This is a genomic window from Comamonas sp. AG1104 (assembly GCF_003350425.1).
GTDB lineage: Bacteria > Pseudomonadota > Gammaproteobacteria > Burkholderiales > Burkholderiaceae_C > Comamonas > Comamonas testosteroni.
On record NZ_QQAS01000005.1, the window covers coordinates 19,504 to 39,828 of the forward strand.

At 57.9% G+C, this 20,325-nt stretch carries 22 protein-coding genes and 1 pseudogene; 13 read left to right on the forward strand and 10 right to left on the reverse strand.

The features are described from left to right. Positions 1-22 precede the first annotated feature (22 nt). The gene (locus tag DFO48_RS14640) at positions 23-970 is read left to right on the forward strand and encodes a bifunctional helix-turn-helix transcriptional regulator/GNAT family N-acetyltransferase (RefSeq protein ID WP_114863866.1); all 948 of its coding nucleotides are present in this window, start codon (positions 23-25) and stop codon (positions 968-970) included. A gap of 373 nt (positions 971-1,343) precedes the next feature. Beyond that, a complete protein-coding gene (locus tag DFO48_RS25635; protein ID WP_233506403.1) occupies positions 1,344-1,670 on the forward strand; it encodes a TonB-dependent receptor in 327 nt (108 codons plus the stop codon). A 70-nt stretch (positions 1,671-1,740) separates the two neighbouring features. Here DFO48_RS25635 and DFO48_RS14650 read toward each other — a convergent pair whose 3' ends face one another. Together DFO48_RS14650 and DFO48_RS14655 are read right to left on the reverse strand one after the other, a co-directional pair. Next, positions 1,741-2,373 carry a LysE family translocator gene (locus tag DFO48_RS14650; RefSeq protein WP_114863867.1) on the reverse strand — a complete coding sequence of 211 codons (633 nt, stop codon included), beginning with the start codon at positions 2,371-2,373 and terminating at the stop codon, positions 1,741-1,743. Positions 2,374-2,454: 81 nt separating this feature from the next. Further along, complete coding sequence (locus tag DFO48_RS14655) at positions 2,455-3,393, reverse strand: DMT family transporter (RefSeq protein WP_034348739.1); 939 nt, start codon at positions 3,391-3,393, stop codon at positions 2,455-2,457. Between the two features lie 51 nt (positions 3,394-3,444). Between DFO48_RS14655 and DFO48_RS14660 the strand changes: the two genes are divergently transcribed. Next, the gene (locus DFO48_RS14660; protein ID WP_114863868.1) at positions 3,445-4,329 is read left to right on the forward strand and encodes a LysR family transcriptional regulator; all 885 of its coding nucleotides are present in this window, start codon (positions 3,445-3,447) and stop codon (positions 4,327-4,329) included. Positions 4,330-4,497: 168 nt separating this feature from the next. Here DFO48_RS14660 and DFO48_RS14665 read toward each other — a convergent pair whose 3' ends face one another. Then, complete coding sequence (locus DFO48_RS14665) at positions 4,498-4,731, reverse strand: hypothetical protein (protein ID WP_114863869.1); 234 nt, start codon at positions 4,729-4,731, stop codon at positions 4,498-4,500. A 168-nt stretch (positions 4,732-4,899) separates the two neighbouring features. On the opposite strand from DFO48_RS14665, the gene DFO48_RS14670 reads away from it, so the two are divergent. Continuing rightward, a complete protein-coding gene (locus tag DFO48_RS14670) occupies positions 4,900-6,300 on the forward strand; it encodes a PLP-dependent aminotransferase family protein (protein ID WP_199407005.1) in 1,401 nt (466 codons plus the stop codon). 573 nt (positions 6,301-6,873) lie between these two features. Then, the gene (locus DFO48_RS14675; RefSeq protein WP_114863870.1) at positions 6,874-8,079 is read left to right on the forward strand and encodes an NAD(P)/FAD-dependent oxidoreductase; all 1,206 of its coding nucleotides are present in this window, start codon (positions 6,874-6,876) and stop codon (positions 8,077-8,079) included. A gap of 200 nt (positions 8,080-8,279) precedes the next feature. Here the strand turns inward: DFO48_RS14675 and DFO48_RS14680 are convergent, their stop codons facing one another. Beyond that, a complete protein-coding gene (locus DFO48_RS14680) occupies positions 8,280-8,804 on the reverse strand; it encodes an Rrf2 family transcriptional regulator (RefSeq protein ID WP_114863871.1) in 525 nt (174 codons plus the stop codon). Positions 8,805-8,999: 195 nt separating this feature from the next. On the opposite strand from DFO48_RS14680, the pseudogene DFO48_RS14685 reads away from it, so the two are divergent. The 3 genes and pseudogenes from DFO48_RS14685 to DFO48_RS14695 form a co-directional block, all read left to right on the forward strand. After that, positions 9,000-9,662: pseudogene (locus DFO48_RS14685) on the forward strand (GGDEF domain-containing protein); the annotation flags it as partial. A 198-nt stretch (positions 9,663-9,860) separates the two neighbouring features. Further along, complete coding sequence (gene hchA, locus DFO48_RS14690) at positions 9,861-10,709, forward strand: glyoxalase III HchA (protein WP_114863872.1); 849 nt, start codon at positions 9,861-9,863, stop codon at positions 10,707-10,709. Between the two features lies 1 nt (position 10,710). After that, positions 10,711-11,430: a PA1136 family autoinducer-binding transcriptional regulator gene (locus DFO48_RS14695; protein ID WP_114863873.1), complete on the forward strand. Its 720-nt coding sequence runs from the start codon at positions 10,711-10,713 to the stop codon at positions 11,428-11,430. Positions 11,431-11,547: 117 nt separating this feature from the next. Here the strand turns inward: DFO48_RS14695 and blaOXA are convergent, their stop codons facing one another. The 3 genes from blaOXA to DFO48_RS14710 all read right to left on the reverse strand — a co-directional run bounded on the left by blaOXA (position 11,548) and on the right by DFO48_RS14710 (position 13,755). Next, positions 11,548-12,348 carry a class D beta-lactamase gene (gene blaOXA, locus DFO48_RS14700; protein ID WP_255413098.1) on the reverse strand — a complete coding sequence of 267 codons (801 nt, stop codon included), beginning with the start codon at positions 12,346-12,348 and terminating at the stop codon, positions 11,548-11,550. A gap of 200 nt (positions 12,349-12,548) precedes the next feature. Continuing rightward, positions 12,549-12,965 (reverse strand): VOC family protein, encoded by a 417-nt coding sequence (locus DFO48_RS14705; protein ID WP_114863875.1) that lies wholly within the window; start codon positions 12,963-12,965, stop codon positions 12,549-12,551. Positions 12,966-13,233: 268 nt separating this feature from the next. Next, positions 13,234-13,755, reverse strand: a complete 522-nt coding sequence (locus DFO48_RS14710; RefSeq protein ID WP_114863876.1) for a DMT family transporter — start codon at positions 13,753-13,755, stop codon at positions 13,234-13,236. Positions 13,756-13,853: 98 nt separating this feature from the next. Here DFO48_RS14710 and DFO48_RS14715 point away from each other — a divergent pair, with 98 nt between their 5' ends. The 3 genes from DFO48_RS14715 to DFO48_RS14725 all read left to right on the forward strand — a co-directional run bounded on the left by DFO48_RS14715 (position 13,854) and on the right by DFO48_RS14725 (position 15,727). After that, positions 13,854-14,771: a LysR substrate-binding domain-containing protein gene (locus DFO48_RS14715; RefSeq protein ID WP_114863877.1), complete on the forward strand. Its 918-nt coding sequence runs from the start codon at positions 13,854-13,856 to the stop codon at positions 14,769-14,771. 133 nt (positions 14,772-14,904) lie between these two features. Beyond that, positions 14,905-15,246 carry a hypothetical protein gene (locus tag DFO48_RS14720; protein ID WP_114864245.1) on the forward strand — a complete coding sequence of 114 codons (342 nt, stop codon included), beginning with the start codon at positions 14,905-14,907 and terminating at the stop codon, positions 15,244-15,246. 148 nt (positions 15,247-15,394) lie between these two features. After that, positions 15,395-15,727 (forward strand): hypothetical protein, encoded by a 333-nt coding sequence (locus DFO48_RS14725; protein WP_114863878.1) that lies wholly within the window; start codon positions 15,395-15,397, stop codon positions 15,725-15,727. Between the two features lie 221 nt (positions 15,728-15,948). On the opposite strand, the gene DFO48_RS14730 is transcribed toward DFO48_RS14725, so the two are convergent. The 3 genes from DFO48_RS14730 to DFO48_RS14740 form a co-directional block, all read right to left on the reverse strand. Next, complete coding sequence (locus DFO48_RS14730) at positions 15,949-16,197, reverse strand: molybdopterin-binding protein (protein WP_370449583.1); 249 nt, start codon at positions 16,195-16,197, stop codon at positions 15,949-15,951. Between the two features lie 151 nt (positions 16,198-16,348). Continuing rightward, positions 16,349-17,479 carry an MFS transporter gene (locus tag DFO48_RS14735; RefSeq protein ID WP_114863879.1) on the reverse strand — a complete coding sequence of 377 codons (1,131 nt, stop codon included), beginning with the start codon at positions 17,477-17,479 and terminating at the stop codon, positions 16,349-16,351. A 161-nt stretch (positions 17,480-17,640) separates the two neighbouring features. Further along, positions 17,641-18,549, reverse strand: coding sequence for a LysR family transcriptional regulator (locus DFO48_RS14740; RefSeq protein WP_114863880.1), 909 nt, complete (start codon positions 18,547-18,549; stop codon positions 17,641-17,643). Between the two features lie 378 nt (positions 18,550-18,927). Between DFO48_RS14740 and DFO48_RS14745 the strand changes: the two genes are divergently transcribed. Beyond that, the gene (locus tag DFO48_RS14745) at positions 18,928-19,353 is read left to right on the forward strand and encodes a nuclear transport factor 2 family protein (protein WP_114863881.1); all 426 of its coding nucleotides are present in this window, start codon (positions 18,928-18,930) and stop codon (positions 19,351-19,353) included. Positions 19,354-19,549: 196 nt separating this feature from the next. Next, on the forward strand, positions 19,550-20,044 hold the full coding sequence (locus tag DFO48_RS25175) for a hypothetical protein (protein ID WP_147282740.1): 495 nt from the start codon (positions 19,550-19,552) through the stop codon (positions 20,042-20,044). Positions 20,045-20,325 lie beyond the last annotated feature (281 nt).

Consider the following 20,325-nt stretch of genomic DNA (forward strand, 5'->3'; position numbering starts at 1 on the left):
TATTGATTGCTTGAGGGCACAAATGACCAACACCATGTCTGAAATTGACTCGATTCGAGCCGACTCCCGCACCCTGGTAAGAGAGCTCGGCTTCATGCAGCCGACACTGGCCACAACTGATTACTCGGCATCGGCTGTGCATGCATTGCTTGAAATCGACGCCCATGAAGGCATGACCTCAGTTCAACTTGTGCAGCTTTTGGGGCTGGAGAAGTCAAGCGTCAGCCGAATGCTTGCGAAGCTGGTTGCAGCAGGAGAGATCAAGGAAGTGGCTGCTGTCGATGACGGCCGTTTCAAGCTATTGCAGTTGACTGCCCAGGGGCACAGCACAGTCAGGCAGATTCACTCCTATGGCCAGATGCAGGTGCAAAGTGCGTTTCAGCACCTCAATCGCTCCCAGCAACAAGCGGTTGCACAGGGCTTGTCTGCATATGCAGGAGCGCTTAAAGCCCACCGCTTGAATATGGCAGAAAAACAGCAAAGCCCAATCACTGTCAGCGCAGGATATCGCCCCGGACTGGTTGGACGCATTGCCGAAATGCATGCGGCGTTCTACTCGAAGCACTCCAATTTCGGGCAGTTTTTCGAGAGCCAGGTTGCAAGCGGAGCGGCTGAGTTCGCCGGACGGTTGAACGAGCCATGCAATAGGGTGTGGACCGCTCTGCTCAATGACCGAATTGTTGGTTCGCTCGCGATAGACGGGCAGGACCTGGGGGACAACAGGGCCCATCTGCGATGGTTCATCTTGGACGATGGCTGTCGCGGTAGCGGTGTCGGCAGGCTGTTGATGACAGAGGCGATGACATTCTGCGATATACGTGGGTTCCGTGAAGTCCATCTTTGGACATTCAGGGGGTTGGACGCAGCTCGCAAGCTGTATGAGTCTTTTGGCTTCAAGCTGCAGAAGGAGGAGCAAGGGGCGCAGTGGGGAAGCACAGTGACCGAGCAGCAATTCGTTCGCGTATCCTGAAAATTTATTGCCGGCTCAGGACAGCTTCTGGCCTACAGCGGGCGGCAACGCTCCTGTGGCGATTTCACTGCGCGCAATGAGCGCCATGATGCAAACGTAGTGCCCCATCGTGTGAAGCGCGGCGCGATAAATCAGCAGGCTGTAATGCGATAAATTAGCGCCACGTTACTTTCGCTCTATGCAAAGGAATTTCAATTTCACCAACTAAGCGATGGTGACCTGCTCAAGCTAGGCACCACCTACCGCCTCCAAGGTGACTGGTCGCGCTGGACCGTGGGTGGCAATGTCACCTGGCAAACCGAAACGTATTACCAGCAGCCCAGCGCTCCGTACTGGCGCGCCCCCCCAGCCTTCCTATGCCGTGGTGGGACTGATGGCACGTTACGAGATGGACAAACACTGGTCGATGTCGGTCAATGTGAACAACCTGTTCGACAAGACCTATATGCCGGGCCTGGGCTCTTATGGCACAGGCGTCTACGGCGATCCGCGCAATGTGCTGGTGACAGCGTGCTGCCGCATCCAAGAGCCGCCAACACCGCCCTTGATACGTCGTTCACTTTGTCGTACTTCTGTACTGTCTGTGGCTTCGCGCCTCGTCCCAACCGCAAACCTTGGGTCTGCCGGGTCATACCAGCCGCCCCAAGGGCAAGGCGTGCAACGTTCGGTGATGGCGTCATCTCTCGGTGAACGCCTCTGAGATGTGTGAAGGGCCGCAAATGGTCCATCTATGACTGTCGCAATACGTCCCAAGGCAGTTCGGCAAGGTGCTATTTCCTTGTTTCGGTCAACATACGAACGGCCAAGCTGGCGAGGACTGTTCCCATCAGCCATCGCTGGACCATGATCCATTTCGGACGGGCGGAAAGAAATACTGCTATCGAGCCTGCAAGCATGGCAATCGCGGCGTTCACACTGACGCTGATCACAATCTGGGTGAAGCCCAGAACCAGGGATTGAGAGAGCACACTGCCGTGTTCAGGGCTGATGAACTGAGGCAGCAGTGACAGATACATCACGGCGATCTTCGGGTTGAGAAGATTGGTCAGGAAACCCATCAGGAACAGCTTCTTTGGGCCGTCCTGCGGAAGGTTCCTGACCTCAAACGGAGAGCGACCGCCCGGCTTGACGGCTTGCCATGCCAGATAGATCAAGTACAGAGCTCCGCCAATGCGCAACGCATCGTAGGCATACGGCACCGCCATGACGATCGCCGTAATGCCCAGTGCCGCGCACATCATGTAGAACACGAAACCGAGAGCAACTCCCCCCAAGGAGATAAGCCCGGCGACACGCCCCTGGCATATCGATCGGGAAATCAAGTAAACCATGTTTGGTCCTGGAGTGAGGACCATTCCAAGGGAAACAAGGCCGAAAGCAAGCCAATTCTCAAAGCCAGGCATGATGGTTTCTCAAGTGTTATTGCATTTGAATATATCAGTCGAGGTCTGCTCCTGGCCGAAAGAAGCAGCACTCGACCCGGATCAGGCAGTCGCCGAGTGAGAGGTTCTCTCCAGTCGTATGCGCCCGATATTCATCAACAACATGCCGAAGATGGCCGTAGCGCCGCCTCCCAGCAGCGAGCTGGTAACGGGCTCTCCCAGCCAGAAGCTGGACAGCAGCATGCCAAACAACGGCACCAGGGACATATACGCGGCTGCGACGCCAGCACCCAGCTCCTGGACGCCCTTCAAGTACCAGGCGTAAGCCAATGCCGTAGCGCCCAGGGCCAGGGCCACAACGCTGTACCAGGCGATGGCAGGTGCTTTTGCCAGGCCAGTCCAGGCGGACGAGCCCTCCAGAGCAATGCTGGCCATAAGAAGAAGAGCAGCGCCAATGAGTGCGGTCGCCGTCGTCGTGGTCAGCGCATCCACGCGGATCAGAACGATGCGCCCTATCAGGGTATAGGCAACCCAGCATGCGGCGCAGCCAAGCAGCAGCCACTCACCCACGCCGGACGAGGAAGACACCAGATCCCCCAAAGCGCCGCCACTCAGCGCATACAGGGCGCCCGTTACGGCCAGCCCCAACCCCAGGCACATGATGGCGTTCACGCGTTCACGAAACAGCAGCGCTGCGAACAGCATGGTCAGAACCGGGTTGAGCGCCACCACCATGGCCGCCTTACCCGCAGGCACGGTCTTGAGTGCCTGCAAGAAGAACACGGAGTAGCCCAGCACACCTACGGCAGAAGCACAGGCCAGGCCCGCCCATTGGCGAGGCCCCAGGACACGCAATGCACCCATGCGCCCGCTGCGGTACAGCCACAGCACCAGCAGGAGCCCGGCCAGAAAGAAGCGCAGGCTGGCCGCAGCCAATGGAGGCATGGCTTGCGCGACAATGCGTCCCCAGGGCCAGGAAGCGCCCCACAGGACAGCCATGCCAATCAATCCCAGATGGGTGGAGGTTCGTAATGTGTTCATGAGACGTTACTATCTGATAATCAGAATTCATCGTCGAATGAGTAAAAGCTCATGACATTCACGCAACTCGAAGTCTTTGCAGCACTCGCCCGGGTCGGCAGCTTCTCGCGCGCAGCGGGTGTGCTCGGTATTTCCCAGAGCGGCGTCAGCCATGCCATCAAGCAGTTGGAGACAGAACTGGGCGTCACGCTTTTCAAGCGCGAAGGGGCTGCGGCAGCACTGACCGAAGTGGGCGTCAGGCTACTGAGCCGCGCCAATGACATCCTTCAGCAAAAAGAGGCATTGCAGCAGGAAGCCGACGCGGAGCATGGCATTGCCCGGGGCAACTTGCGCATTGCATCTTTTGGCGCCACCTCGTCGCTGCGTCTGCTGCCGAGCCTCCTGGCACGTTTTCAGCAGAAGCACCCCCTGGTCGAGGTGCACATTGAGGAGGCCGTAGACAGCACTGTCGTTCAGTGGTTGCTGGAACGGCGCGTGGAACTGGGCTTCGTCGCCTTGCCCGACGAGCGCTTCGATACCCTGCCCCTGGCCGAAGACGAGCTGGTGGCGGTGCTGCCCGCTGCGCACCCCCTGGCGTCCCAATCAGCCATTGGCGCCATGAGCTTTCATGGACAGCCCTTTATCCGCACCAGCGCAGGCTCGGGTCCCCATATCGATGCATTTTTGGCCAGCCAGGGCGCCGTACCCAGAACCCTGTTCAGGTTTGAGCAGCTCACTTCAATGATGGGCTTTGTAGCGCAAGGCGAGGCAGTCACCATTGCCGCACGCCTGGCTCTGCCCGAGTCCCCGGTAGATGTTGTCTACCGCCCGTTAAAGCCCCGTTGTCGCCGGAAAATCGCGTTAGCCGCGCTGAGCTTTGACAAGCTCTCGCCCGCTGCCTTGGCTTTTGTCGAGCTGGCCCGGAAAAGCAGGGCCAGTCTGACGGTGGAGCATTGAGCGACCTCGTCATCCGAAGCAAGTGATCTACCGAATGCCTGGAGCCAAAGGTAGTCTGCAACAGCGAAGCAAGGCAGATTGCCACCGTCGATAAGGCAACAAGTTACGGTCGTGCGATGAGTGCAAGGTTCATTGCATGACTGGATATCGGCCGACCAGCCTTTGCAGTCATGGGAGGCTCAAGTCCATACCGAGCATCTTGGCAAGGCCGAAGGTGAACAGCAGCACACACAGCAGCGCCAGCATGAAGGCGGCAGCGACCTTGCTTCCCGTGCGCAGCAACGCGCGCCTGTCCATGCCCTTCTTTCCTTGGTCGTAATGCCACTTGATGGCGAAGAACATGCACGCACCGAAGATGAGAACCTTGAACGTAACAAAGATTACAGGGACCCAATCGATCATTTTGAGATTTTCCAGCTATGACTTGACACTGTCTATCGTGAGGAACACCGCCTCCCGAAGGAGAGAGGCGAAAACGTCGGCGATTGCCATACAAGAATGGGATCGCCACACGCTCTGAGGCATATTACTTAAAAGCAATTTCCATACATTGAGACAAAATGTCTGCGTATGAAAACCATACAAGATGACAGTTTGCCAGTTTGGCTGCCGCGATTGGCCGTGCATGGCGGGCCGCGCTTCTTGCAGATTGCGGATGCCTTGCAGGCGGCAATGGCTGACGGATCGCTCAAACCGGGTGATCGTCTGCCTCCGCAGCGCCAGCTGGCAGCACAGCTGAACCTCGACCTGACGACGGTCACGCGCGCATACGACGAAGCCAGACGCCGCCATCTGCTGGAGGGCCGCGGCGCGCGAGGTACCTATGTCGCGGCACCGAAAGTTGAGCTGACCTCGGTCCTCGACCTGAGCATGAACACACCGCCCCCACCCGCTGGCGTGGACTTCGACGACCTGCTGAAACAAGGCCTTTCTCAGGTAATGATGGGGGCAGACACCGCATTGCTGATGACTTACCACCTGGGCGGAGGAAGCGACTCCGACCGTAAGGCAGGAGCCAGATGGCTGGAGCCGATGTTTGGATCCCTGGATTCAGCGCAGGTTGTTGTCTGTCCGGGCGCGCAAGCAGCAATTGCCGCATTGATCTTGGCGCTGACGAAGCCTGGCGATGTGATACTAGCAGAGCCAGCAAGTTATCCGGGCCTGCGTACTGCTGCGACCCAGTTCGGCCGACGCATCGTTGCGGTGGAAGCGGATCAGCACGGGATGGTGCCCGAGATGCTGGAGCAGGCATGCCATCAGCACCTGCCTGGGCTGGTCTACCTCAACCCTACATTGCAGAACCCGACCGCCATCACCATTCCGGAGCGCCGGCGCAAGGAGCTCGCCAAAATCGCCAAGCGCTGCACTGTACGCATCGTCGAAGATGACCCCTACTGGCTGCTTGCCGATGCACCGCCACCACCTATTGCCACGTTTGCCCCGGAACAGGTGTCCTACATCTCGACCCTGTCGAAATGCCTGACGCCCGGCTTGCGTGTCGCCTTCGTGCTCATACGTGACCAGTATGAACGAGAACGTTTTCTGGTCGCGCTCAGGTCATTTGCGCTGATGGTCGCACCTCTGACGGCCGCACTGGCCACACAGTGGATCCTCGACGGCTCGGCTGCCGCGTTGATGGAAGGCGTACGTAAGGAGGCGCGTCTGCGCCACTGGATGGCCAGGGATATTCTTGCGGGGAGGTACAGCGGCACTGGAGACGGCCTTCATGTATGGCTCGAGTTGCCAGGGTATTGGAGCTCCTCACAGCTTGCGCGTGCAGCCGGCAGCGAGGGTATCGCAGTCACGCCGGCGGAGGCATTCACAACTAGTGCCGCCAGCAGCGACTCCGTCAATGCCATTCGTATCTCGTTGGGCAGCATCAAGGACCGCAGACGCTTGCAGACGGGCCTTCAAAGGCTGTCTCATCTGCTGGCGAGAAGGCCCGAGCCGTTCAGCGCTGCGGTGGTTTAAGTACTCGGGAAAAACGGCTCCCCTTCGGGAGCTCCCTCAATGCGGTCGCATCCAGCCGCTTCAACCATCGACTAATCCGGCTTTGTAAGCGCCCTCACCGCTCTGGCTGGCCTTGGAATGCCCTGAATCGCTACGACCACCGGTTGCGATTGCCCACCACGGACCTGGCATGCGTCTGGTGGCTTGAATTTCAAGCGTGTGCTACGCACCGACTTGCTGCCATTGCTTATCCCTTTGTCGTTTCTTGAACAGGGTGAAGAAATCCACTTTGCAGGGAGCAAGGTCAACCCGCACCAGGCACACCGGCGATCACTCGTGCGCCCTTCACTCGCGGCGTCCTTTGCATCTCTATTGCAACAGCTGAAATCCTCAATCTTTGGCCGGGAATCTTCCATTTGATGTGCTCTCACATAACTACGACTATGATTGTCGGAGTTATGTGTTCGACCGGCGACTTCCAGTCTGCCGAGCCAAGGCGGTCTCCTGCGCGCCAGTTGTCGACACTCCTACCGGACCTCGGTGAGCCAACAGGCCAACCGAGCATGCCGTGATACGTGGGATGAAGGTGAATCTGTGAATACTCAACGCATCGTGATTGTTGGTGCAGGCTTTGCTGGCATGTGGAGCGCCCTTGCTGCGGCGCGCGTCCTGGACATGCAAAAGCGTTCCGATATTGAAGTTGTGCTTGTGGCCCCCCAGCCTGAGCTACATGTTCGACCTCGCTTGTACGAGGAAGCCCCAAACACCATGCGGGTCAAGCTAACTGAGTTGCTTGATGCCGTCGGCGTGAGGTTCATGCAAGGAAGCGTCGAAAAAATTGACGTGCAGCAGCAGCAAGTTGTCGTCAAGGCGCAGGGGCAGGATGCTCAGCTGTCCTATGACCGCCTAGTGCTTGCAGCCGGGAGCAAGCTCTTCCGACCCGATATTCCGGGGCTCACCAGATACGCCTTCAGCGTGGATCAGGTGGATGAAGCGGCGGCTCTTGAAGCGCACATTCAGAGCCTTCGCAGCCAGCCCGACACAGAAGCCAGGCGTACCCTTGTCGTTGTCGGGGGCGGCTTTACCGGAATCGAGACTGCTGCAGAGATGCCTGCCCGGCTACGTGCGGCCCTGGGCGAAAGCGCAGCAGTGAATGTCGTGATTGTCGAACGCAACAGCGACATTGGACCCGACCTCGGGCCGGGCCCGCGGCCGGTGATCGAACAGGCGCTCGCAGAACTCGGCGTAACTGCGGTTCTGGGTGCTGGTGTGACCGCTATCGATGAGCATGGATTGGTCACATCGGCCGGTCAGCGCATCGATGCAAGCACGGTCGTGTGGACAGCAGGCGCCCGGGCGAATGAACTCACATCGCAAATCCCGGGAGAGCGGGACGCATACGGTCGATTGCACGTTGACCATGATTTGCGCGTGAAGGCGGTGCCAACCATCTATGCAACGGGAGATGTCGCCTACGCCGCGACTGACGATCAAGGTCATGTAGCCATGATGTCGTGCCAGCATGCAATGAATCTCGGCCGCTCTGCTGGACACAACGTTGCCGCCGATCTGCTTGGGCTGGCTCCGATTCCTTATAGTCAGCCAAAGTATGTGACCTGCCTTGACCTCGGCCCCTGGGGAGCGGTCTATACCGAAGGATGGGAGCGCTCGGTCAAGCTGGTTGGAGCGGAGGCAAAGGCGCTCAAGCAGAAAATCAACACCGAATGGATCTATCCCCCATCGGCGAATCGTGCCGAAGCATTGGAGTCGGCTGACCCCCTGCGAATAGTCGTCGCCTGAGAACGGCTGACACGCCCCGGCATACCGAAGGTTTGCGGTTGAGACGAGGCGCGAAGCCACAGGCAGTACAGAAGTACGACAAGGCAAAGCGACGCGGTATCAAGGGGTGTGTTGGCAACTCCAAGCAGGACAATCGATGGAAGAGACCTCGCGCCTCTTCTACATGAGGACCGTGTCCCGATATCCGTTCACATCCCAAACTAAGAGGTCGAGCGCCGAGCCGCCGAGCGTGCACCAAACCATTCGATGACTTTGGCTTCGTGGCTCGCTGGCGCTTTGGACCTGGTTCGGCTTGCGAGGTCCGCAAGCGTGTGCCGGTCGAGTTCGTCGCGCATGGCCTTCTCTGCTCCCACCATCACTGCATGGATGGAACAAGTGCCACGTGTGGCCCATGCGGGAGCGACTTCGCCAAAAACAGCACAGCGCTCTCGTACCTCCCGGCAATCGAACACCGGCTTCACGCCATCAATTGCCTCCACGACGTCTTTCACCGTAATTTTCTCAGCTGGCCGCGCCAGGGAGAAGCCGCCGCGAACCCCTTCTGCCGCACGTACGAGTCCAGCATGCCCCAGCTTGGTAAAGAGCTTGGCGACGTACTCCGCTGGTACGCCCTGCATATCTGCAAGGTCACGGGTGCTGGCCTCCGCAACGCCATGCTCGGCGGAGTGAACCAAGTACAGCATGCAGTGCAAGCCATATTCGACACCTGCGCTCAAAAAACTCATCGCATAACTCCGACTGATACAGACTTAGTTTAGCCGCATACCTGCGGCCATGCACTGGAGAGGACTCATCCGGCCGCGGCATCGGCTTCCCCGATGACTTTTCGCTCCAGACGTACTTGTTACCATGCGTTCAAAACGGCCTGGGGAGAGTACGTGGGCAAGGCATTACAGCAGCAAGCTCAGCGCAAGCAGTCAATGCGATCCACCGTGCGCATGGCGACGCTGGGAATGGCCGTTGCGTGGCTGACCTTGGTGGCTGGTTCGGGGTGGTGGATGTCCAAGCGAGTCGTGGGTGCAGAGCTGGACCGCTTGACGGCCAGCGCCGAATACGAAGCCAAGACGACGGCTCGCATCATGGACCGGCTGTTCACGGAAATGCTGAGTGTGACCAATATGGTGGTGCGCCAGGACTCGGTGATCCAGCTGACCACCCGGTATCGCTAAGATCCGCCGAGTCTGTCCAGGCTCACGCGCCAGCAGCGCGCAGCGCAATTCACGCAGGATTCGCTGGTGCGTAAAGTCGGCGACTTCATGCATGAACTCTGCAGCGATCTGCGCTATGCCCGTATCTACATGAACAATATGTCGGACGACACGGTAACGGCCAGCAACTAGGACGAGCCTGACAGCATCGTGGGCATGATCTACTCTGGCCGTCCCTATCTGATCGATGCATTGCGTGGCGGCAATGACCATTCGTTCGGTATCGCCCGGCTGAACAAGACGCCGTCCTATTTTGTGGTAAGCCGTATCGCGAATGAAGACGATGTGCCTCTGGGCTCCGTCACGGTGAAGTTCGATGCGCCGGAAATAGCGCTCTACCTGACTGGACACCACGTTGCACTGATCGTGGATCGCTAGGGAAGCCACTGAGACACGCAAATTGGCGGAGCGACTCCAGGTTTCGGCTTCCGACTTTGGTTCTGTGCGAGCCTGAAACAGACCGGGAGTAAAACTCCGGCTTCGCCTGACCCGCGTTGACGGAAATCCCTCATTGCCACAGGTTTCTTGCCGCCGCATTGTTGTGCACTCCGCAAACTATCCCAGAGGTGCCCCATGGCTGAACCATCGACTCCCGACAAGCAACCGCAGCCCGATCCGGCCGAACTCAATGCGTTCTTTCCCTCCCCCTACTCGCTCAGCCAGTTCACGTCGCCCAAGTCCGACCTGAGCGGGGCCGACTACGCAAAAACCTATCAAGGCAGCAAGAAGATCCTGATGATCGGCGCAGACGAACGTTACCTACTGACCGATAACGGCAGCTTCTTCTCCACCGGCAACCACCCGGTCGAGACGCTGCTGCCCATGTACCACCTGGACAAGGCGGGATTCGCGTTCGATGTGGCAACGGTGTCGGGAAATCCTGTCAAGTTCGAGTTCTGGGCAATGCCTTCGGAAGATGAGACGGTCAAGGGCTTCTTCAACAAGTACCACTCCCAATTCAAGGAGCCGCTGCGCCTGTCTACGGTGCTTGAGCGAGGACTGGAGCAGTACGCCGCCATCTTCGTCCCTGGCGGGCATGGCGCGCTGATCGGCATCCCCGACAGCCATGATGTAGGCGAGGTGCTGGAATGGGCGGCGGCCAACAACCGGTTCGTCATCTCCCTGTGCCACGGCCCTGCGGCCTTCCTCGCGGTTGGCGACAGCGATATCTACCGTGGCTACAAGATCTGTGCCTTCCCTGACTCACTCGATGCACAGACCCCGGCCATCGGCTACATGCCGGGTCACCTGACCTGGAAGTTCGGCGAAAGGCTCAAGGCCCTGGGTTTCGAGATCGTCAACGACGGCATCTCGGGTGCCGTGCACCGGGACCGCCAGCTGATCACCGGCGACAGCCCTCTGGCTGGCAATGCGCTTGGCAAGCTCGCGGCCGAAACCTTGCTCAAGGAAGTCACGGCCTGAGATGAGCACCGCAATCGCGCAGGCGGCATTCCAGGGATCCCTCGCCATCGAGGGCGCCCGCAGCCTTGCCGCAATCCAGGATACGGTGCGTGCTATCGGCGCGCCGCTAGGGTACGACCGCTTTGTGCTGTTCTCAGCCTCCAGCGCTCGGGACGATGCGGTGGAGCGCATCTACTGGATCGAAGGCGACTGGTTCGGCACGGGCGCGCCTGTCGATGCTGAAACCTACGTGCGGCACTGCCCGGTGACGCGCCATATCCTGGAGACGAACCAGCCCTTCTTCTGGACCAAGACGAACGGCGCTCAGGGCGAGAGTTACAGCGTCGTCCGCGCGCCGCAGGGCCCGGGTATCCACGGTCTGCAAGTGCCTGTATTCGGCCTCCTGGGGCTGGAAGGCGCGATGAGCCTGGGCGGCGAGCGCATTGATGCCTCGCCGCAGGCCCGGCTGGCGCTAGAGTTGATCGCCCAAACCGCATTCCGCACAGCGCGCAGATTGCTGGAACTGCCCCCACAAGAGGAGCTCAGCACCCTGTCTGATCGCGAACGCGAGGTGCTTGCGTGGACGGCCGCCGGCCGGCGGCAGACGGAGATTGCCGCAACCCTCGGCCTGTCCGAACGCACTGTGGAAAACCACCTGCGCCGCATCCGCAAGCGCCTGGGCGTTGCCACGACGGCGCAGGCCATTCGCGTGGCGATCCGCAACGGAGAGATCGCCGCCTGACTATCAATGTCGGCTCACATCTCAAGTGTCCCTTTGGAACATGCAAACGGGAGGCAGGAACCGGCCGCAAGAGCTCTTCAAGACACAGCCCTGCCGGCTTCTGCTCCCGGTTCAGATCTATGCTGAAGTGGGTAGCGCCTTAATGGAGCGCAGAACATTGCGTGTGATGCTTTGCCGTTTGGCAAGGTCGGCAAGTCTGTTGGGCGTGTCCATGTTCAAGGCGAAGAAGACGGGGCCGCTGGGCCACTCTACCCAGCCCACCCACCAGCCGATTTTTCCGGTCCAGCCCGTTTTTGCACGCAGTATCCAGTCAGGCCCCGCTTCATTGACCATCACGTCCTTCACAAGCCGCTGGTGCTCGACCTGGAAAGGCAGTTGATTGCGGTAAAGCCGTTGCAAGAAAGCAATCTGCTCGAAGGATGAGATGGCGAGGTCGCCCTCAACCCAGAATGGCTTGTCGCCAGTGGCGACCGCATTGCCGTACCCAATCTTGCGCATATAGGCGCTCTCGCGTGCATCGCCGAGTTCCTTGGCGAAGCGCTCATACACCCAGACGGTGGAGTTCCTCATCGCGGAGCGCAGATTCTGGTCCACGTTCCACGCCGCCTCAGGCCGTTTCACACCATCCCATTGAATGAGCTGAAATTCGTCACGCAGCAGCCCTGCATCAAGCGCAAACAGGCTGTGCGGAATCTTGAAGGTAGAGGCTGGCGAGTAACGCTGACTGGAACGCGACACGTTGTAGACGTGGGTAGTTTCTGAGTTATCACGTGCATCGAGAACAACGATGCTGCCTTGCGCATCGGCTTCTGTGAAAAACCGAGACCACTCTGTCATTTCTTGAAGCTGGGGGCCAGCTGCCGTCACTTGAGCAAACCCTGCGGCCAGGGCGGATAAGACCAGACTACGTCGATTCATGCGGCTAGTTTAAAGGTCAAACGAACCCATCCTGAGATGGCAGGGACAGTGACTGTGTCGACTTGTCGCAAGGGAGAGCGTCTCTTGCGGGCCAGACAGCGGCAGCCGCAATCGCTTGAATCCACAGCCAAAGGCTGTCTTTCGGTCAGCCAGATCGGACATAGCGAGCGCTCCGGGAGTTCCGACTGCCGCCTGAGCTGTCAATCAGCGCTCGCAGGCCCTTTAAGTTCAAGCTGATTGCCGTCCGGGTCTTTGCAGTAGATGGACAGGCCCATGCCGTCAGCGCCAAAGCGTCGCACCGCCCTATCTGCCTCGAGACCGTGACCAGCTAGGTGGGAGAGGATGGCTTGCTCATCAAATGGCTCGATACGCAGGCAAAAATGATCGACGTTTCTGCGCTCGCTTGTGGCCGCAGCGCCCCCCGCACGGCCTAAAGGGCCCTCAACATCCACCAGGTCAATCATGGATGCACCAGCTCGCAGGTGAACCATACCCAGATCCTCGCGGCGCTTCACCAAGGTACAGCCCAGGACCACTTGGTAAAAGCGGATGCTGTGCTCCAGGTCGGTGACGCGCAACACGATGTGATCAATGTGCTGAATACTGAATTTGCTCATCGCGATCTCCTGCTCCAGGCATGCATACTCCTAATCGTATGCACTTGGTGTGATGGAACCCCAAACATTCGGCGAGCGTCAGGGACTTTTTTTCGATCGGAAGGCCCGTGCGTGCTTGATCTTGTCAAGCAGTTACGACATGGGGCCGTCAATGTCCACCCAAGGGCTCGCATTGAGCATTTCGGTGTGAGGCGCTGATTTCCATTTTCTTTCGAGAAGTGTTCAGCGCACTGGTGCCGCGCCAGTGGGTCAATCACTATTTTTGTGCTCACGCCAAGCCCACGCTGGAGGTGACGGGGATCGCTGTGGCGGCAGGCCTGGCTGCTCCCACTCCCTGGATCAGGAACACCCCGCCAAGAATCAGGAGCACACCCAGCAAACGCATGACGTTGATGGGCTTTGGCTCCAGCCCCATGACACCGAAGTGATCGATCAAGACCGCCACGACCATCTGTCCTGCGACCACGGCGACCAGAAATCCGCCGGCACCCAGTTTGGGTATCAGGGCTGCAGCACTGGCAACGTAAACAGCCCCCAGGACACCGCCGATCCACAACCACCAGGGACCGTGAAACGCATTGCTGAAATTCGGCATGGGGGCTTTGACCAGAATCAGCATGGGCACCATCACGGCCAGGCTGATCACCAGCGATGTGGCAGCCCCCCAGAAAGGGTGACCAAGAGCACGGCCTACGTTGGCATTTGCTGCGGCCTGAAAAGGCAGGATGGCCCCCGCCAGCAAGGCCATGCCCAGTGAGGCGACCGTCATCAATGCCATCTTGCTGTTCATATCTGCCACTCCTTCAAACGTCTACAAGCAATGTTTGAATGGTCTCGCATACGGATTAATTATGGAAATCGTTTATATGCACGTGTACTATTCTTCACATGGATGATCTACGTCGTATCGACCTCAATCTGCTGCTGGCACTTCACGCGTTGCTGACTGAGAAGCACGTGACCAGGGCTGCCATGCGCCTGCACAAGAGCCAACCGGCAGTGAGTCATTCGCTAGCTCAGCTGCGCGAGCATTTCAATGACCCATTGCTGGTGCGCAAGCAGGGAAAGCTGGAGGTGACAGCCCGAGGCAATGCGCTGCTGCAACCACTCTCGGAGGCTTTGGGCAGCCTCAATACTCTGCTGGGAACACCTCAGTTCGATCCACTGCAGGCGCAGCGACGATTCAGGCTGTCACTGTCCGACTATGCGGCTCGTCTGGTACTTCCGGACCTGATGCGATACGTCCGCAAACATGCGCCCGGCTTTGACTTCGCCATCAGTCAGGCCAGCCGGGATGCCATGCTGGTACAGCTAGCCGATGGTGAATTGGACCTGGCTCTGGGGATCTTTCCCGATCTTGCACAAGGCATCCAGGTCGAAACACTGTTCGAAGAGGATTTCATCTGTCTCGCAGACAAGGCCGTCAGTCCGGAAAAAGGAGGACTGTCGTTAGAGGAATGGCTGACGCGCCCTCATGTCATGCTGGCATTGAGGCCGGATGCGAACGACGAGATCGAGCGCGCACTCGCCGCCAAGGGACTCAAAAGGAGGATTGCGGTGGCCTTGCCACACTGGAGCGCTGCGGTTGAATTGCTGCCAGGTACCGATCTGGTTCTGACGATTGCCCGTCGTGCTGTAGGCCCGCTGCGCTCATTCAAGAATCTGCGGCAGTTTGCGCCTCCACGCCAATTGCAACTACCGAAAATGGCATACCAGCAAGCCTGGCACACGCGAAAGCACAATGACCCTGCGTTGACCTGGCTCAGGCTTGCTGTAATGAACAGCTGCAAACAGAGTGCTGGCTAGCAGTGAGTTGCCACCAGTCGCGACTTTTGCCGTAATTTTTCTTCAGCATCCTAGACGCTGCCGATGACTGCGATGGGCGGGGATTCAATCGGCCAATAGCGGTTTTTTGATCATTTCATCCTGATATATGACGATGGACTCCAAACAATTTGTTGAAAACTGGGTCAACCTCAAATCAGAACTTCTTTTGTCTTTCATGAATGCTCATGAAGAGTCGGAGGTCGCAGCGAGGATCGAGGCTCTAGGGCTTACTCCCATGCAGCACGAGCAACTTCGAGCAATTCTGGATTCTGTGCTGAGAGACACTATGTATACGTTGCTGCTGGGACTCGATGGCGCCGCGAGCATTGGAGGCGAGCAACAAACGTATACGCTTCATGATGAGGACGGCAATCTCATCTCTGATGGCGGTGAACTGGAAGCAGCAGCATGGGAAGCCTTTCACGGGCAGGATCAGGCACCCGAGGACGATTGACAAACGCTTTCCAGCGACTGGTCTGGGTCGTTTGCAGTCCTGGTTTCATTAATGAAGTAAGCGTAACTACGCGCTCTTGGTGCTTGCATCTCTTCAATGCGCTCGACTATGCTGGTTACATTGAGTCACGCTGCGCTAGGAGGGAACTTTGCCAAGCATTGAAGTTTTTGAAAAGCTCACTGGTCGCAAATTTTCGAATGCAGAGCTCTTGCATACAAAGGTGCTCTCTTTCCCTGAAGAGGGGAAAAAGAGAGTTGTCTATGGACTGCTGGCCGAGGCTATCGACATCGACTACTCTCAAAAGTCGCTTTCTGAGCTTGGCGAGCAAATAAGACTGGTTCTGTCCAATATTGAGCGCGTTGCACCCAAAGCCTTCGTTGGTCAAAACATTCGTGTGTACGAGGGCGGCAACCACTTGGACATCATCAATGATGGTGTTGGCAGCATGGGCTGGTTGATTGTGGAAGACCACCTGACTTGATTGGACCTCAAACGCCCGGGATCCAGAAGCGCAGCGATCCCTTGTCCGGCGCCTGATGTCTGCAGGCTGTCTGCGCAGACCTCGCCGTTCGATCCGCTGCGCCGGTCTGGAGATCGTTGTACTCGCGAAAGAAGTTTTCAGCTTAGCGCATGCAATCGATCTGAACTGGCTGGATCAGAAAGGCTCCTACAGGAGCCTTTTTGCTTAGACAGCAGAACTGTTCAATCCACAGCAACCATCACCGACGACGCCTTAATGACGGCATACGCATTGTCGCCCTCCTTCAATCCCAGGGACTGGGCCGACGTTGAGGTGATAGAGGACGTGACTCTCACACCAGGGGCAACTTCTAGTGTCAATTCCGTGCTGACCGGGCCCGTGACAATCGAGATAACCTTGCCTTGCAAGACATTGCGAGCACTGATTTTCATAGCATCTGTACCTGAATAAATGACGACGGACAAGAGCATATATTCAGCGACTCGATGGCTGTAGACGCTCTGTCATATAGAAGTCCTATCGCCAGTTGTATGACTGCAATGGGCCGAGCAGCGATAGCCGCAAGCGGTTGTCGATGGCGGTTATTCGCCTAACTGATCAAGCCACGCACAAACGCCATCTTCAGCGCGTTCCCAGCCATCGACTGATACCTGCTGCGGCAACGGCAGCAACTGCTGCACAAACAGCTCCTGCGACGGCAACACTGCCGGCATCCCACCAGGTGATGCTTGCCCCACCTAGCAGCGCACCCAGCGCGATACCTCCGTTGGCAGCCGAGACGTTAATGGTTCCGGCCAGAGCCTGGGCATGTGGTGCTGACTTCATGACCCGGATCTGGCAGATGGGATACAGCGCCGTGTTCGCAATGCCCCACACGCCCAACGCGAGGGCCAACCCTGCCGGTTGCGCTGCCATCAGTACCGTAGCCAGCATACCAATAGCCAGCACGACGCTGAACAGTGCGGTGGTTGCCAGCGGCTTGCGGTCTACCCATATTCCGCCCAGCCGGTTTCCGAGAAGGCCGACGGCGCCGAAACCCATCAGCCACCAGCCCACATGCACCGAAGGCACATGCGCAACCTTCTCCAGCAGCTCAGCCAGGTAGGTGTACCCCGTAAACATGGCCGTGAACACCGCGACCGACAGCAGCACGTTGGCCACAAAGGCCGGATCGCGGAGGATACGCACCTGCTGTGCAAGCCCGACCCGTTGGCCTGCGACCATGGCAGGCATGAAGCAGTGCAAGAGGACGGCAATCAACAAGGACATGATCGCGAGCACCCAGAAGGCGCCGCGCCAGCCCATGGCGTCGCCTGCGACCGTGCCCAAGGGAATCCCCAGCAGCATGGCCGCGGAAATCCCGAGGTAGACCGTGGAGACGGCCTTGCCTGCGCGCTCGACCCCGGCCAGCTGAGCTGCTGTCTCGCTGGCCGTCCCCCAGAACACCGGCAACGCAAGCGCAGGAATGATGCGGGCAACGGCCAGGACCCAGAAGTTCGGGGCCAGTGCGGCCACGGCGTTGGACACGGCGAAGAGAGCCAAAATCGTCATGAACAAACGTTTGCGCTCTACGTGTGCCAGCCATGCCGTCAGGGGCGGCCCGAAGAACATCACCACGATTGCGAACAAGGTGACCAGTTGGCCTGCCGTAGCGATGGAAATCGACAGATCGCGAGCAAGTGCCGGCAGCAGGCCGACCATCAAGAACTCGGTCGTGACGATCACGAACGCCGCAATCGCCAGGATATACATGGATGCGGTGCCAGCCTGCGCGGCATTTCCTGGACCCTGACAGGCGGTGGTAGACGAAGAGGACATTTTCAGCAAGGGGATTTTCAAACCCAGAGCTTATTAACTCCCAAAATTCTTATGTTGGATGCAAATTCCATTGACTTCATCCAAAAATTCCATAATCAGACACGTAGCCTGGCTCCTAGATGGCTGAGTAATGCGTCTACCTTGGGCAGCAATTGCCGGCTGCGCTGCCATTGGAGATACAGAGGCAGGCCATTCACCGCCAAGGAGGGCAATACTTCCACCAGCTCGCTCTTGGCCAAGCGCTCGCCAATGAGCCAAGTTGAAATCTGGGCTACCCCGAATCCTTGGCTCACGGCTTCCACCCAGGATTCAGCGCTGCCCACCTCCAATCTCCCTGCGGGGCTGTAGTGCTCGATGGGTGCATCCCTGCACTGAATCAGCCATGGGCTGGGTGTGCCGTTGGGGCGCCGGTAGAGCACGGAATCCAAGCGGTCCAGCGACTCCACATCATCCTCAATCTCGCCAACCTTTTCCAGGTAGCTCGGTGCGCAGCAGAAGATGCGCCGCTCCCTGCCGAGAAAGCGATATCCGATGGGAGCCGGCCAGGTCTCGCCGCCGCCAATGCGCACCGCGACATCCACCCCATCTTCCACAAGGTCCACAAATCGATCTGTGAAGGAAATCTCCGGCTGCACGCCGGGATAGACTTTCATGAAGTCGAAGAGCACAGGCATTACACACATGCGGCCATATGTTGCAGGAAGGTCGATGCGCAGCTTGCCCACTGGCACCGTGTCTTCGGCTTTCAGTACATGCTCGGCCTCCTCCAGTTCGCCAAGGACACGCTGGCAGGTCCGGTGAAAGGCCTGCCCCGCATCGGTCAACGAAAGGCGACGGGTGGTCCGCTCAAACAGCCGCACGCCCAGGCGTGACTCCAGACGTGCAACCGCCTTGCCCACGGCGGAGTTGGTCAGGTTCAGGCGTTCCGAGGCAGCGGTGAAACTACCGGCGTCCACCACAGATACGAAGACATCTATGCCTTTCAGGCGTTCAGAGGAATACATGTTTATGGAAATAAACTCCAGAGGCTGGACCAATAATAGAAGACATCAGCCATGGATTCCTGAATTCCATTGAGCTTTGACTGATCGAAGTCGCGCCGTTTCGTTGGCAAGTTCTCATTGCCGAGACTTGCGCAACGCGCCCTTCCAGCACATCCGTCCAGACCGATCTGGGTTTCGACAGAACATCGGCACCCGGCCTACTCAGAGAATGTCCGCTCAGGGTCGCGCTCTACCTCCGAGGGCAATCAAAAGCGAAGGCTGAGGTGCTCCTCGAACAGCATCGCTACATGCGCGATAGTCGATACAGACGATGTCCAGCCAGCTAATGCTCGTATTGTCCTGATTGGTTCAAATCATGACTTCCAAACGGAGCCAGCAATGACACTTCAGGACATCTCGGACAAGGTAGAAATCAATGAACTCCTGGCACGTTACTGTCATGCCTTAGATGAAAAGGATTGGCACTCGTTTCAAGCGATATTTCTTCCTGATGCGATTTTGGACTTCACCGCTTTTGGTGGCCCCAAAGGCTCTCCTGCCGAGCTGCAAGCGTTTTTTGCGCCAATCCTTGGCAGCCTGGCCTCGACACAGCACACAGTCTCTACCGTCAAAATTGATCTGGCAGGAAATAGCGCCACCGCTCGATCTGCAGCCATCGTCCCCATGACAGGCAAGACGCCTGAAGGCAAAGAAGCCACTTCTGTGAGCGGCCTCTGGTATGAAGACAGCCTTGAGCGCACAAAGGATGGCTGGAAGATCAAATCACGAAAGCAAGTTCGCAGTTGGTCCGCAAATATGGCCTGATCCACACGCTTTGGTACAAGCTTGTCAGTTTTCGCAGGTTTGGTGTGCAGCCGTTGCGATCACTCTCAAGTAGTCGACAGCCCCTGGATGGCGGCTTAACGTTCAGCGACAGTATTCGCTGAACCTTGCTCGCCAACGCGTTAGCCCAGCGCTGCACGGCAGGTGACTCCTGTTTCAGGCATCGCATGCGTCACCAATGGGGAAGCTGCCCAACTTCTCGCTCTTTTTATATCTCACTCCAGCTCTTTCATCTCAAGCTCAATTCTTGTGTACTCCTTGTACAGGCCTGCTCGGACCTCTGGCTCTATGGCTGCGCTTGAAGCAATTTATTGAGCTGGTGCTGCGGACGCTGGATAGCCTTCTGACTTCGGCCTGTTTTTTGTGCTTCTATCACCAGGCCTATTTTTCAAGTTCTTCACGGCGTAAAAGGCTGACGGGGGAAAAACAAAGTCAAATTCTTCTGGCAGCAATTTTCACAGTCTTCTTGACCAAAACACTTGGCTTGCTGTGGCTTTTGGTACCTCAAACCGTCATCAACGAAGCCGCTGCCGCCTTCGCGATCGCCTTGGCTTTTTCCTTTGCAGCAATTTTTCTTTTAGTTCGCAGCAACCAATCGAGTATTGAGGCCTTGGCCCAGAAAAGAGAATTGGGGGCCATCAAACGATTGCTAATCGAAAAGCCGCGAAATTGATTGCCGCGATTTACATGGAGCACCGCGAAATACCAGTCAAAGTCTGCCTGGATCCAACCGACCAATGCAACGTATTCGCCAGGGGCCATTAACACGACCCTTGATACGTCGTTGCTTCGCCTTGTCGTACTTCTTTGCCACCTGCGGCTTCGCGCCTCGTCTAAACCAATCCCCATCAGCGGACTGGTCAGCAGCAGTCTTTAGATGCGGTCCAACCTGCAAGGTCTGCAGCATTGGTGCCTGCCTATGCGATGGGAATCGAACCGATCAGGCCGGGGTTT